This is a genomic window from Acinetobacter nosocomialis (assembly GCF_041021905.1).
Classification (GTDB): Bacteria; Pseudomonadota; Gammaproteobacteria; order Pseudomonadales; family Moraxellaceae; genus Acinetobacter; species Acinetobacter nosocomialis.
Genome location: NZ_CP157432.1, coordinates 2,625,657 through 2,640,051, shown reverse-complemented (window position 1 = coordinate 2,640,051; position 14,395 = coordinate 2,625,657). Strand labels below are relative to the sequence as shown.

The 14,395-nt window shown below is 36.5% G+C and carries 13 protein-coding genes and 1 pseudogene; 9 read left to right on the top strand and 5 right to left on the bottom strand.

Translation table 11 applies throughout. The features are described 5' to 3' along the window. Positions 1–18: 18 nt before the first annotated feature. Entirely contained in the window at positions 19–1,140 is a 1,122-nt protein-coding gene (locus tag ABLC00_RS12335) for a hypothetical protein (protein ID WP_006580587.1), read from the bottom strand. Positions 1,141–1,385: 245 nt separating this feature from the next. Then, on the bottom strand, positions 1,386–2,303 hold the full coding sequence (locus ABLC00_RS12330; protein ID WP_004886320.1) for a LysR family transcriptional regulator: 918 nt from the start codon (positions 2,301–2,303) through the stop codon (positions 1,386–1,388). A 97-nt stretch (positions 2,304–2,400) separates the two neighbouring features. Here ABLC00_RS12330 and ABLC00_RS12325 point away from each other — a divergent pair, with 97 nt between their 5' ends. The 3 genes and pseudogenes from ABLC00_RS12325 to ABLC00_RS12315 all read left to right on the top strand — a co-directional run bounded on the left by ABLC00_RS12325 (position 2,401) and on the right by ABLC00_RS12315 (position 6,960). Beyond that, positions 2,401–3,783, top strand: a complete 1,383-nt coding sequence (locus ABLC00_RS12325; RefSeq protein WP_006580586.1) for an aspartate aminotransferase family protein — start codon at positions 2,401–2,403, stop codon at positions 3,781–3,783. Between the two features lie 106 nt (positions 3,784–3,889). Further along, positions 3,890–5,458, top strand: a pseudogene (locus ABLC00_RS12320) (CoA-acylating methylmalonate-semialdehyde dehydrogenase). A gap of 104 nt (positions 5,459–5,562) precedes the next feature. Next, a complete protein-coding gene (locus tag ABLC00_RS12315; RefSeq protein ID WP_004886325.1) occupies positions 5,563–6,960 on the top strand; it encodes an amino acid permease in 1,398 nt (465 codons plus the stop codon). Between the two features lie 149 nt (positions 6,961–7,109). Here the strand turns inward: ABLC00_RS12315 and ABLC00_RS12310 are convergent, their stop codons facing one another. Continuing rightward, positions 7,110–7,343 (bottom strand): DUF2171 domain-containing protein, encoded by a 234-nt coding sequence (locus ABLC00_RS12310; RefSeq protein WP_004886326.1) that lies wholly within the window; start codon positions 7,341–7,343, stop codon positions 7,110–7,112. 298 nt (positions 7,344–7,641) lie between these two features. Between ABLC00_RS12310 and ABLC00_RS12305 the strand changes: the two genes are divergently transcribed. The 6 genes from ABLC00_RS12305 to ABLC00_RS12280 all read left to right on the top strand — a co-directional run bounded on the left by ABLC00_RS12305 (position 7,642) and on the right by ABLC00_RS12280 (position 11,891). Continuing rightward, positions 7,642–8,616, top strand: coding sequence for an acyl-CoA dehydrogenase (locus tag ABLC00_RS12305; RefSeq protein WP_099143697.1), 975 nt, complete (start codon positions 7,642–7,644; stop codon positions 8,614–8,616). Next, positions 8,604–9,398 (top strand): PIG-L deacetylase family protein, encoded by a 795-nt coding sequence (locus ABLC00_RS12300; RefSeq protein WP_004886329.1) that lies wholly within the window; start codon positions 8,604–8,606, stop codon positions 9,396–9,398. Before ABLC00_RS12305 ends, ABLC00_RS12300 begins: the two co-directional genes overlap by 13 nt. Then, positions 9,373–9,972, top strand: coding sequence for a bifunctional 2-polyprenyl-6-hydroxyphenol methylase/3-demethylubiquinol 3-O-methyltransferase UbiG (locus ABLC00_RS12295; RefSeq protein WP_004886331.1), 600 nt, complete (start codon positions 9,373–9,375; stop codon positions 9,970–9,972). The genes ABLC00_RS12300 and ABLC00_RS12295 overlap by 26 nt, the downstream gene beginning before the upstream one ends. Continuing rightward, positions 9,969–10,613 (top strand): glycosyltransferase family 2 protein, encoded by a 645-nt coding sequence (locus ABLC00_RS12290; RefSeq protein ID WP_002049169.1) that lies wholly within the window; start codon positions 9,969–9,971, stop codon positions 10,611–10,613. Before ABLC00_RS12295 ends, ABLC00_RS12290 begins: the two co-directional genes overlap by 4 nt. Before the next feature lie 282 nt (positions 10,614–10,895). Next, on the top strand, positions 10,896–11,258 hold the full coding sequence (locus ABLC00_RS12285) for a NirD/YgiW/YdeI family stress tolerance protein (protein ID WP_031983540.1): 363 nt from the start codon (positions 10,896–10,898) through the stop codon (positions 11,256–11,258). A 162-nt stretch (positions 11,259–11,420) separates the two neighbouring features. After that, positions 11,421–11,891 (top strand): AnBLUF65 family BLUF photoreceptors, encoded by a 471-nt coding sequence (locus ABLC00_RS12280; RefSeq protein ID WP_006580584.1) that lies wholly within the window; start codon positions 11,421–11,423, stop codon positions 11,889–11,891. Here ABLC00_RS12280 and ABLC00_RS12275 read toward each other — a convergent pair. Both ABLC00_RS12275 and ABLC00_RS12270 read right to left on the bottom strand, forming a co-directional pair. Next, entirely contained in the window at positions 11,888–12,214 is a 327-nt protein-coding gene (locus ABLC00_RS12275) for a hypothetical protein (protein ID WP_004707954.1), read from the bottom strand. The two genes, ABLC00_RS12280 and ABLC00_RS12275, sit on opposite strands and share 4 nt — an antisense overlap. Before the next feature lie 713 nt (positions 12,215–12,927). Beyond that, the gene (locus ABLC00_RS12270) at positions 12,928–14,079 is read right to left on the bottom strand and encodes an alpha/beta fold hydrolase (protein WP_006580583.1); all 1,152 of its coding nucleotides are present in this window, start codon (positions 14,077–14,079) and stop codon (positions 12,928–12,930) included. Positions 14,080–14,395 lie beyond the last annotated feature (316 nt).

Sequence of the window (14,395 nt, the reverse complement as noted above, 5' to 3'; positions counted from 1 at the left end):
ATATACAGGTTTTAAATTTTACTTATAGTAAGTTTGGATTTGGGCAGCAAGAAAGTCATAACTCGCTTTATTGTATAAAGCAAATTTTCCTTTTGTTTGATAATTAGTGGTCGACATAATTGCTGGTTCACCGTATGTTTCAGAAACAACATTACCTTTAACTTGCCATTCACCATCGTAAATTTTGCCATTCATTTCAATGGCAGGGTCTTTACCACCCGAATAAATTTGATTACCTGCACTGTCTACAGAGTAAGTTACATTGTAGCCAGCCACAGTATCAAATTTATATTTAGCTTTTGGATAAAGAGCTTGTTGCCATTCAACTACAGTTTTGAAATTAGTACTATCGCTATCAAAGAAATAAAATTCGGTATTGTTATAAACAACAGACTTCGGTACATAAATATATGAGCCACTTGGGAAGGTTTCATTACTATTTAATAAGCTCGTAAAAGCTGTTTGATTGTTTTTAAGTGTTCCAGCAAAGTGATTACTCATATATAAGTAGTCTATATTTTCTGGTCGACTTGTTAAAATATTAGATGGGAAAATGTCAGATATTTTTTTACCTGAAACATCTATTTTTTCGTAGTCGTAACTAATGTTATATGAATTTAAACTACAAGTATCATTAAATTGAGCAGTTGTAATTTGTGAACCTTGTGATGCAACGACATAACCTAAAGGCCAACCATTATTCTGCTTTTGGTATGTCTTTTTAGTGAAAAGACCGAAAGAGTTAAGGTCATAACTTTGGACGATATCTTCAGCCAAACTACTTTCAATTTCATCAGCAGTTATATTGTAAAGTGCTTTTGGATAAGCATATAACATTTGATCATTTCTTTTAATTTCATATGCATAAAGTTGTGGAATTGAAGTTGGAGGATTTCCTGAAGAAATTTCCTTAAATCTATAATTTAAAGAATATAGCGTTTCATCAAAAATTGTATTAGTTGAAAGCGTAGAATTTAAGAGAATACCTCTATCACATTTTAGACTATTTACATTTTGAGTAGATTGTTCCTGAGCTTGTGATGATACATTTTCAGTATTATTAGAGCTTGAACTGCCTCCACCGCACCCCGTTAACATAATAAATGAAATAGAAACTGCTAAAGTTGAAATTTTTTTCATGAATAAACCTTAAGTATTTATGTTTACTTTGCGGGCGTGATTATATATTTTTTATTTATTAAAAACAGATCGTTAAGTGATATTTATTAAATATTAAATATATTTAAATATACTGCATAGTCATTTTTACCTAAAAAGCCCCTATGGAGCTTTAATTTTGTAAATTTTTATTGTGAAGTTTTTATAAATAAAAAGGCTTGTTATTTATAAATAATCTATATTCTTACATCTATATATAAATATTTTTAACTACTGCTGATTCTTTTCTCAAGCATATCTACAAATGTTTTTAAAATATTATTGTGGTTCTTACCCTTATGAGTAATTAAACATATAGGGGTGCTGTAGTGCATTTTGTTTTTTAAAACAGGTTGCATCACACCATCTTCAACCCATTTTTTTGCATAATGGTCGGGTAAAAAACCTAAAAATTTGCCAGTTAAAATCAGAAAGGCAATACCTTCACGGTCACTTGCTGTCGCTTTACAGTCTAAAAGCTGATGTAACTTTGCGGCTTCTGAGGTAATAGCATAATTAGGAAGAATGGCTTGCCATTTTTTTAATTCATTTAAATTAATATTGCTACAGTGGTTAAATAAAGGATGATTTTTGCCGCAGTATAAAAATGAACTTTCACTATATAAGTCGAAATAGTCTAAACCAGACAAAGGCGTCACAAGGGGAATAACACCTGCATGCAATCGGTTATCAAGTACACGGCACTCAATATCTGAAAGGGTGCTCATACTAATATTAATAATAACTTCGGCATGCTCTTCGGCAAGTTGAGTCAAGGTGTTGGTAATATAGCCTCTAGGCATAGTCACAAGGTTGTTAATAATGCCGATATTAAACTCCCCCTTAAGGCGGTTATGCATTTGGTTGACTTTAGAGCGGAAGTCTTCAATCGCTGCTGTGAGTACTTCAATATATTCTAAAATTTCCCGCCCTTCATCGGTGAGGGCAAATCCGGCACGGCCACGTTGGCATAGCCGAATGCCTAAACGATTTTCTAAATCACTCATATGCAAACTAATTGCAGAGCGGCTAATACCCAAAATACTTTCGGCAGATGTAAAGCTATGGCAGTCGCAAACCGTTTTAAATATTTTGAGAAGTTTTATATCAAAATCAGTGACTTGATTTAATTTTTTAGGTTTCATTTAGTTTTGTTTTTTTAAATCTAAACTCAAGATAATTTGAATTTATCAAACTTATCTCGCTATGTACACTCAAACCATAATTTGAAAATAAACAGGAATGGTTATGTTTGATACGGATAAATTCAGCGACTCTGAACATACTTTAGATGCGGTTCAAACCAATAATAATATGCATATAAATTATCAGGCACACTGGATGCCTTTCTCTGCAAATCGAAACTTTGCTAAAGACCCACGTATGATTGTCGGCGCAAAAGGGTCATACCTGATTGATGATTCTGGCCGTGAAATATTCGATTCACTTTCAGGCTTATGGACTTGTGGTGCAGGCCATACCTTGCCTGAAATTCAACAAGCGGTAAGCGCCCAATTAGGTCAGCTCGACTACTCACCAGCTTTTCAGTTTGGTCATCCGCTTTCTTTTAAGCTGGCAGATAAAATTGTCCAGCATATGCCTGAAAAACTACAACACGTTTTCTTTACCAACTCAGGGTCAGAGTCGGCAGATACGTCGATCAAAATGGCACGTGCTTATTGGCGTATTAAAGGCAAACCAAGCAAAACCAAATTGATTGGTCGTGCCCGTGGCTACCATGGCGTAAACGTTGCGGGGACAAGCTTAGGTGGAATTGGCGGCAACCGTAAAATGTTTGGTCAGCTTATGGATGTAGACCATTTACCGCATACCTTACAGCCAAATTTAACTTTTACCAAAGGCTGTGCAGAAACAGGCGGGGTAGAACTTGCCAATGAAATGCTTAAATTAATTGAGCTACATGATGCTTCAAATATTGCAGCCGTCATTGTGGAGCCTATTTCCGGTTCTGCGGGTTGTATTGTGCCGCCAACGGGTTATTTACAACGTTTACGAGAAATCTGTGATGAGCATGACATCTTGTTAATTTTTGATGAGGTGATTACAGGTTTTGGGCGTTTAGGAACATGGACTGCGGCGGAATATTTCGGAGTTACGCCAGATATTTTGAACTTTGCGAAACAAGTCACCAATGGTGCCATTCCTTTAGGTGGTGTGGTGGCAAGCCATGAAATTTACTCTGCGTTTATGCAGCAAGACTTACCAGAACACGCCATTGAATTTACCCACGGCTATACCTATTCGGCACATCCGGTTGCTTGCGCTGCCGCTTTAGCTGCGCTTGAAGTTTTAGAAAAGAAAAACTTGTTAGCTCAATCGGCGGCGTTGGCACCAAGTTTTGAAAAAATGCTGCATGGTTTAAAAGGCGCACCGCACATTTTAGATATTCGCAACTGTGGCTTGATTGGTGCGTTGCAGTTAGCTCCGCGTGATGGCGATGCCACCATTCGAGGCTTTGAACTCGGTATGAAACTCTGGAAAGAAGGTTTCTATGTCCGCTTTGGAGGTGACACGCTTCAGTTCGGTCCAATGTTCAACAGCACAGAAGCAGATATTGACCGCTTATTGAATGCCGTGGGCGATGCACTTTATCAAGTGAAATAAGCCTTATAGATATTTATGAGCATCGGTAGTGTCTCTGGATGCTCTTTAAAAACCAAATGAAAAAGCAGTTTGATCTGAAAACTAATTGTAGTAAGGAGTAACAACAATGACAAATGGCCTAGAAGATTTTAGCTATGACGAAGTTTCAACTGAAAATAGTACGCATAGTGAACAAGCCAAAAAAGTGCTAGGGCATTTCATTCAAGGACGAATTGTATCTAAAACGGCAAGAAAACAGCCAGTTTACAATCCTGCGACGGGTGAAATTAGTAAAGAAGTCGAAATTGCAGATGCTCAAACGGTAAATGAAGCAGTTCAGGTCGCCGAGCAAGCATTTCCTGCATGGCGTGATACACCAGTTATTAAACGTGCACGTGTCATGTTCAAGTTCAAACAATTATTAGAGCAAAATGCCGAAAAGATTTGCGCTTTGATTGGGCAAGAGCACGGCAAAATTTCTCATGATGCTCAAGGCGAATTGCAACGCGGTATTGAAAACGTTGAATATGTTTGCGGCGCACCAGAGCTTTTAAAAGGGGAGTTTTCAAAAAATGTTGGTCCAGATATCGACTCATGGAGCGAGTTCCAACCGCTAGGTGTTGTTGCTGGTATCACACCGTTTAACTTCCCGGCCATGGTTGCTTTATGGATGTTCCCAATGGCACTGGTTTGCGGTAACTGCTTTATTTTAAAACCTTCTGAAAAAGCACCTTCTGTGGTTTTATACCTTGCTGAACTTTTAAAACAGGCCGGTTTACCTGATGGCGTGTTTAATGTGGTCAATGGTGACAAAGAAGCGGTAGATGCTTTATTGCATCATCCTCGTATTCAAGCTGTCAGCTTTGTGGGTTCAACCCCAATTGCTGAATATATTTACCGTACAGCGACTTCAACGGGTAAACGTTGCCAAGCATTAGGCGGCGCAAAAAACCACGCGATTATTATGCCTGATGCCGATATTGATAACGTGGTAACTTCATTGTTAGGTGCAGCTTTTGGCTCTTCTGGTGAGCGTTGTATGGCACTTTCGGTTGCGGTTGCTATTGGCGATGAAGTTGCCGATGTCGTGATTGATAAGCTGACTCAAGAAATGAAAAAATTGAAGTTCGGCCACTATGCAGATGCAAACAACGACTTTGGCCCACTGATTACCCAAGCACATAAAGATAAAGTGCAGGCTTATATTCAAAGTGCAGAACAGCAAGGCGCGTAAATTGTGGTAGATGGCCGTGATGCAAAACCGGCAGGCTATGAAAAAGGTTTCTTCGTTGGACCAACTTTAATTGATCAAGTCACACCAAACATGACCAGCTACCAGCAAGAAATTTTTGGTCCTGTGTTGCAAGTTATGCGTGTGAATAGCATGCAAGAAGCGATGCAACTGATTAATGACCATGAGTATGGTAACGGTACTTGTATTTATACCCGTGATGGGGAAGCTGCACGCTATTTTAGCAGTCATATTCAAGTTGGTATGGTCGGTATTAATGTGCCTTTACCAGTACCTGTGGCTTACCATAGCTTTGGTGGCTGGAAGCGTTCACTGTTTGGTGATTTACATGCGTATGGTCCAGATGGTGTCCGTTTTTACACACGCCGTAAAACCATTACACAGCGCTGGCCATCTGCTCAAGTCCGTGAAGCAAAACAGTTCTCAATGCCAACTTTAAATTAATGTCTGCAACAAAGGGAAAACATCAGGTTTTCCCTTTTTCATTAGCTAAGGATTTTTAAACATGTAATAGATTGTTTTATGGATATATTTTTAAGGAATGAAATATGAATAATGATAGAACAAAAAAATTAGGCGAAGGACTTTCAAATCGCCATATCACAATGATTAGTATTGGTGGTGTTATTGGTGCAGGTTTATTTGTCGGTTCATCTTCTGCAATTGCCAAAGCAGGCCCAGCGGTCATTCTTGCATATCTCACTACCAGTATTATGGTCTTTCTGGTCATGCGAATGTTGGGTGAAATGGCCGTTTTAGAGCCGGACACCGGTTCATTTTCTACCTATGCCCGTAAAGCGATTGGCCCGTGGGCAGGCTTCACTATTGGTTGGTTATATTGGTGGTTTTGGGTGCTTGCGATTCCGGTAGAAGCGATTGCTGGCGCAGAAATTTTACATTCGTGGTTTCCGAGCGTATCGGTTTCTATCTATGCATTTTGCTTTATTGTGTTCCTAAGCTTGGCCAACTTTTTTAGTACCAAAAGTTTTGGTGAGTTTGAGTTCTGGTTTTCTTTAGTCAAAGTAGTCGCCATTATTGGATTTATCATAATTGGTATTTTGGCAATTTCGGGTATTTGGCCTTTAGCAAAAAATGTTAGCGGTGTTGCCAATTTATATAACAATGCTGGCTTTATGCCGCATGGTATGGGAGGTATTTTATCTGCCATTTTAATTACGGCGTTTTCATTTTTTGGGGTAGAAATTGTCTCGATTGCCGCGGCAGAGTCATCCAACCCTAAACAGAAAATTAGACGTGCCACCAATTTGGTGCTGTACCGTATTATTCTTTTCTTTGTGGTTTCGATGTTTATTGCCGTTTCACTTGTCGATTGGCGTTCACCAGACTTACAAAAGTACGGGACATTCCAATACGTTTTAATGAGCTTAAATGTACCAGGTACTAAACTTATTATTGATACGGTTGTGTTTATCGCCGTGGCAAGCTGTATGAATGCCGCAATTTATACATCTTCTCGTATGTTATTCCGTTTAGGAACACGCAATGAAGCACCGCAGGCAGTCACTAAAGTGAATTATGCGGGGGTACCGGCAATTGCGGTGTTCTCCTCAACTTTTATTGGTTTAGTGTGCTGTGTCATTAACTATGTATTTCCAGGAAAAGTGTTTGGCCTATTGCTTTCAAGCACAGGTTCGATTGCTTTGCTGGTGTACTTGGTTATTGCGTTTTCACAGTTACGTTTAAGACATAAGTTAGAAGCAGCTGGAGCAGAAATTCCCTTTAAAATGTGGTTGTTTCCATGGCTGACTTGGTTTGTGATTATCATTATTTTAAGTGTATTGGCTTATATGTTCTTCTCACCAGCCTATAGTTATGAAACGACTCTATCTTTAGGGGTAACGTTAGGTGTGGTGGTGTGCGGTTTATTTGTAACCCGAAAGCGTAAAGCAACCCGTTCGGTTGCAATGAATCAGAGTAATTTATAAAAATATTGAATTAAAATTTTTATGATAGAAATAAAAAGCTCCTTAATAAAAAGGAGCTTTTTACTTTTTTCATTATCGTTATTTTATTTTAATTGTTGTTTATATTTTTAAATAAGATGCACAGTTATAAACTAACTGTGCAAAGAAATTTAAATGGCTTGCCAATTTTCTTTAACTTCTTGAGAGTTTTTATTTAAGATGACTTGATCGTCTTTTACTTCACCAATCCAAGAAATCGGAATAAGGTGATGTTGATCATTTTCGTCTTTAGTAAGTTTTAACTGATTTTCACCTTCAAGGTGATCAACAGTTCCTACTTTGGTACCACAAGAAGCAATAACGTCTGCATGTTTTTTAATATCATTAATATTTAAAGTACTCATTTTTGACCTCTTCTTTGGAAATAGAAAAATCGTAGAAACTAAATTACTGGATAAAATCGGAGAAATCTTTATTTTTTAATAAACCTTACATGATTATTTTATATTTTCACTTAAGCGATATAGTTAAATAACAATGAAATAAAACGAAATATTCATTTAATAAAGTTATAGAAAATATCTTTTTATTACATTTTATATCTTTAATTAAACAGAATTATTTCGATATGTTTAAGTTAATACTTTTGAATAATTATTTGTAATGAATATTAAAATATCTATAAATATGAAAATCTTGAGTATGTTGAATGAATTCGAACATGCTGAAGCTGAAAACAAAAGTCAGCTACGCCAAGACTTGCTTCAAGAATTAGTAAGTTTAGCTAAAAATTTACCTTATCCAGCATCAGGTCAAACCTACCAAAGGTGGCAAATGTTCGCTCAAATTGCAGGGAGTGACTTAAGTCTAGCTAAATTATTTGAGTCACATTGTGATGCTTTAAGTATTTTAAAAGAACTGGGTTATCAAGCTGAAATAGATGAGCAAACGTGGGCGGTATGGGCAGCAGAGGGCGGGCCTGCACCTCTACAAGTCGAGAACAATCATTGTAGCGGTATCAAAACTTGGTGTTCTGGCGCTGAGTTTATTCACAAGGCTTTAATAAGCTATAAGGACAAGCAAGGCCAAGCACAGCTTTGTATTGTTGAATTAAGTGATTCTTCGGTTCATGTTGACCTAAATCATTGGCAAGCCGTTGGTATGCAAGGCACTCAAACAGCCCAAGTACATTTTGACAATACTCCCGTTACGGTTATAGGTCAGCCAAATCGCTATTTGGAGCGTCCCGGATTTTGGCATGGTGCGGCTGGTGTTGCCGCTTGTTGGTATGGTGCAGCGGTACGTTTAGTTAGCTTCCTACATGAAAGTTGCAAACTCAGCCCAAACGCATTTAAAAAAATGTATTTAGGGGAATTAGCTCAACAGCTTTCTGTAACAAAACAGTATTTTCAATATATTGCCAAGCTTATTGATGAAGAGCCTATGCTCAGTCATGAGCGAGAAATCCGTATATTGCGTGCTCAAACAGAACAATGCTGCCAGAGTGTTATTCAACTTGTTGGTAAAGCTTTAGGCGCACGTCCTTATTGTGAAGAAGCTATATTTTCACAGCTCATTGCTGATTTGCCTGTCTTTATTCGTCAGAGCCATGCGGCTTTTGATTATGAGTCTATTGCAGAGCTCTGTTTGCCGGAGAAAAGCTTATGGGAACTTTAACTCATCCCTTAGTCGAAGATCGTGTAATTTCAGGTGAAGGAACACCGAAGTTTAAGTGGCTAGAGGCATTTAAAACGCATCCTTTAGATGGACTGAATTTACAATTGTTGCGTTCGAAAAGAGTGGTGATTGTCGCTCCGCATCCTGATGACGAAGTGCTTGGCTGTGGTGGTTTAATGCAGCAGCTAGTCAAAGAAAATTGTCATCTTGTTATTGTAGCGGTCAGTAATGGCACGCAAAGCCATCCCCATTCAACAAAATACAGCCCAGACCAATTAAACGAATTACGTCCGCAAGAGACTTTTGCTGCTTTGAATAGTTTAGGTGTCTCAGATCATTCTGAACGAATTGCTTTAAACCTTACGGATGGTCAGATTCACTCACAGACTCATCTATTAAATCAAGCGCTCAGCCAAATCGTTCAACCTGAAGATATTTTAATTTGTAGTTATGCATTTGATGGGCATCCAGATCATGAGGCCGTCGGGAAAACAGTGCAGGCCTTTGCAAAAGTGCATCAATTAGTATGTGTGCATGTACTGATTTGGGCATGGCATTGGGCAGAGCCTTTAGACCCACGTATTGATTGGTCCAAAGCACAAGCTTATGCCTTAACTGAAAACCAATTAAATAAAAAAGTTCAAGCAGTTATGCAATTTAAAACACAAATTGAAGCCGATGAAAGTACAGGCAATTCCGCCGTTTTGTCTTCTAGTGCCATTAGCCGTCTTTTAATGCCTTATGAGGTATATCTGAGTGACTCATTCTCGTATGTATTTTGAGGAGTTGTATCGTAGTAATAATGATCCATGGGGCTATGATTATCACTGGTACGAAGCCCGTAAAAGACAAATCTGCCTTGCATTATTAACACGACCTCATTATGAAAAAGTTTTAGAAATTGGCTGTTCAAATGGGCATTTAAGCGTTTATTTAGCTCAGCGTGCTGCGAGTCTATTGTGTATAGATGTCTCTGAGCAGGCCGTTCAACTCGCATCCCAAAGGTTAGAAGCATTTGAACATGTGACTGTTGAAAATAGAAAAATACCTGAAGATTTTTATGAACAAAAATTTGACCTAATTGTGATTAGCGAAGTGGCGTATTACCTCACATGCGATGAGTTAGATGAGTTTATTGAAAAATTAAAGCAGGCCTTAAACCCGGAAGGGGAAATTTTGTGTTGCCATTGGCGACATGATATTCAGGATTTTGAATTGAATGCCAAGCAAGTACACCAAAGCTTTCAGCAATATTTTCCATTTCATCACTATTTAAGTCTAAATGATCCGGACTTTATGGTTGATATTTGGACTGTTAATTCTTCGTCAATAGCTCAGCGGGAACAATTACGATGAAAATAGGTGTTGTGATTCCAGCGCATAATGAAGAACAGCATTTGCCAGCCTGTTTGCAGTCAATTCAAGATGCGATAGAAAAAGTACCGGATGAACAGGTTGAGGTCATGGTTGTGCTTGATAGCTGTACAGACCAGTCGCGCTCAATTGTACAAAGTTATGGAGTAAGCTGGATTGAATGTAATTATGCGTGTGTTGGAAAGGCCCGAGACTTAGGTATTCGTCAAGTTATTCAAAATGGAGCAACTTGGCTTGCCTGTACCGATGCCGATAGTATCGTCAGTCCCGACTGGTTGCGTTGCCAAATTTTGCATCAGCCTACAGATGCAATTTGCGGTATTGTGACTTTAGATGACTTGAGCCGGTTATCTGTTATAAAACAAAAAAAGTATTTGTCACATTATCAAGACTGTATGGATCATCATCATATTCATGGTGCAAATTTAAGTTTTAGTGCTGCTGTTTATATGCAAGTTGGTGGTTTTGAACCAGTTCCTTGTCATGAAGATGTTTCCCTCATTAATAAATTGATAAGACAGTGTTGTAATATTACATGGAGCAATTTAGTTCGAGTAACCACCAGTAGTCGATTAGAAGGAAGGGCACCAGAAGGTTTATCTAAATTTTTAGAAAATCTTTAATTAATATTTTTTTCTTAAGTTTATTTTAATAATTAATATCTATTCTAGACTTATATCCTCTGTTATACGTTATTTTTTTGGTTCAGTAAGCTACATCTTTTTGCCACATCACCCGATGTGGTTTTTTTTTATTTTAATGATTAAAAAAAGAGCCAGTCTAAAAGCTTCTCCAACAATAATATTGTACATCTGACATGATGACACAAAAAATCACAAAAGCTAAAACTCACATTTTTAAGAAATTGTTAGATAACTATGAATAAAAGAATAGGAGAAATTTTAATGAAAAAAATAGTGTTAACCACAATTACCAGTCTGGTTTTATTCGTTAGCAGTGCAACCTTTGCAAGAACTGATCCGGCTATACTCAATCAAGCCGCAAAAAATGTAGTCACTGTTTCAAAAGCAAAAACATTAGCTGATGAAACAGGTGTAACCCTCACTGGAACTATCGTAAAGCATATTGCTGGCGACCATTATGAGCTTAAAGACAAAACGGGTTCCATCGTGATTGATGTTGATGATGACTTAGCAAACGGTTGGCAATTAAAAGTGGGAGATAAAGTACGTATTGTAGGTGAAGTTGACACACATCGTATTAAGCCCACCGAAATTGAAGTTTTACAAATTGAACGTGTTAAATAATGTGGTTATAAATACCATGGCCCGAACTAGTTTCGGGCTTTTTTATTGAAATTCGGTAAGGTTACGATTTTTTATAATAATGAAATGTAAAGTATTTCTGTTAAAGGTGTGTTAAGTTGAAAATTCCATTAATAATGAAATTTTATATTTCACGGAAGTCTTATGAACGTTCGACTGTGTTATGCCAGCCAACGAAATGAAAATAATGAAGATTTGCTACAAGATTTGCGTGATATCCTAACAGAAGCTCGTGATTTCAATGATTTGAACGAGATTTGTGGAGTACTTTATTATGCCGATAATGCATTTTTTCAATGTTTAGAAGGCGAAAAAGAGGTAGTAGAAAGATTATTTGAGAAAATTCAAAAAGATCAAAGGCACCACAATGTTAAATGGTTATGCACATATTCCATTGAAGAAAACTCTTTTCAACGTTGGTCAATGAAATATGTGCAACGCAATACAAATATCGAGGCTTTCTTTCTCAAGATGGGAGAAAGTACTTTTAACCCAATTTTGCTTAATCAGCAAAATCTCAAATTTTTCTTAAATGAACTATTAATTGCAGAGCAAACTAAAGTTGATACGGTTAAGAAAGTTGGAATGGTTAATCGGGGAGTAAATCCATTCTAACTATTTGACGTTATACCGATATGGATGTGCTTGAGTTTAGGTACAATTTTAGTCATCACTAAATATACAATCAGTGAAACCGAAAGCATCCATATCACTTCTAAACTTTGACTAATCACGAACATTGCCCAGTAAAAAAAACTAAAAAGAGCAATACATAGTCCACTACCTTTATAGTACCACGTAATAAATATTCCAAAGAGTGCCGAAGAAATTAAGAGATTAGTCGTCTCATTCATTCCTAGGTAATTAAAAAAAATAATCATTAAGCATAGAGCTAACATTGATAGTAAATATACAAATATATTTTTTGCGATAAACATTTTCTATACCCTATCTGAAGATTATAAAAAGGTATCTTTCCTCTGTTTCCAGAGGAAAGATAGTACATATTAATTTTTTGAGATTCTTTTTCTATTATTAAGAGTTTTTATATTAATAAAGATGACTTTATCATTTTCTCCAGATCTCTTTATTAATATTCAGCTTTCTATTTAATAGTAAAGAGTGCTTATATGTACTGAAATTAATTATAGAAAAAACAATCATTTGTGTTGTAAGCTTTGGCTTACATGATTGTGAGATATTGCCTACAATTGTTCAAATAATATACATATTTTACAATGAATAATAAATTAAAATTATTTTATTTCAAATATTTGAGTAAAATCCCTGTTGAGTTGAGCTTTACACAAATAACAAAAAGTAACATCGACTTTAGGTAGATAATCTTAAAAGTCAAAAATATTATTTAAATAAAATGGATATGTTTTAATAAAAATTTAACGTTTGATAAAATTTTTTATTTTAAAAATGGTTTTGTGATAAATAAAATTTATGTTTTTATGACTAAATTAATATATTGGTTAACTATAAAGTGGCAATTTTTTATTATCTTTGTGTTTTATAAAATCGTACTTATAACGTGTGATAAGCAATTACATGCATATGGATTAATCAAATAAAAAGCTTTTGCATAGTTTGAATTTTAAGCAGCGTAGAACTGGCTACGCTGGCTTTCGTGCTTTTAAAAGTATTAGTCTGAACGGGTCGCTAACCAATTACTTATTTCAGGCCAAACAAAACTAGGAGCTTGGCTACCTGAAACCACCCCCATATGGCCGCCTGGTACGGTTTTGAATGTTTTATCTTTACTACCAATTAAGGTCATAAGGGGTTTAACGGCATCGGCGGTCACAATAATGTCTGTATCGCCACCCACGGCTAACACTGAACAATCAATATCTTTTAGATGAGCTGTAAGTTCGCCAAACTTAACGACACCTGTTGATAGCTCATTATCAATCCAGAAACGTAAAATAATATCACGCATAACGCCGCCTGGATAAGCCAGCATATTGTCTATAAATGAACTAGAGGTGGCGTGGTCAACAATAAATTCTCGGTTATCAAGATTTTTTAAAAGCTGCCAATAGGTTTTTAAATTGCCAATTGGGTCCGTTAATTTAAAACCGAGTGTGTTTTGCCAACCATGAATATGAAACACTTCACTTGGTACATGTTGGCGAATACGAAAAGGGGTGTGCTTACGAACCCACTGTGCAGGTTTGGTCAAGCTTCCATAAAGTTTACCCATATAACCCGCTTTATGGGTGTCGATAGGTGAAGCAAGAATAATCAAATTTTTAATATCTTTATCTTTAAATAACGCGGTATAGCAGAGTGAAAGAGCACCACCTAAACTCCAGCCATGTAAAGAGAGCTGTTGTTGTCCACTATATATACGAACCTGTTTTAACATTTCAGGCATAAAGACTTTTATATAGGTGCCAAAATTGTATTTTGCCTGATGTCGGGTTGGTACACCCCAGTCGATTAAATAGACATCAAAACCTTGAGCTAAAAAGTAACGTATAAGGCTGCGTGTAGGGAACAAATCGTAAATAAGCATGTTGACTGCTAATGGTGGAACGATGACTAACGGTACGCGGTGTTTAGCTATAGGAGCTTCAGCCTCATTTTTATAGTGACGTAAACTCATAATTTCATGCTTATAAATCACATCAAAAGGTGTTTTTCCTGACAAGGCAATTTGAGGGCCTCTAAAAAACAGATCTGATGCATTGGTCAGCATGTGAGGTATTTTCTGACCAGCACGCTTTTTAAGTGACGTTTTAATCGACTTCACTTGTGGAACATTCTGTCGAACTTTAAGCAATAAACTCATTGAATATAAAACCTGTAAATATTTTGCCCAGAGCAAATAACGAGCTGGTCTTCGAGGAATATTAACGGGAATAGCAGATGAGTTCAGTGACTTAAAAGACAGGATTTTCTGTTTAAGGTATCAAACCCTAAATATCTTTAAATTTTGAATTATTTTGTTTAAGTATTTGATATTAATAGTTAAATAAGAATTTATGAACAATTATGTATAAAATATTTAAAAATTTAAGCTATTTTTAAGAATAGTAAAAAATGTATTGCTAGGGTAATTTTGTAAAGTTTATTTGTGTTTTTTTTACATATGAAAAAATAAAATA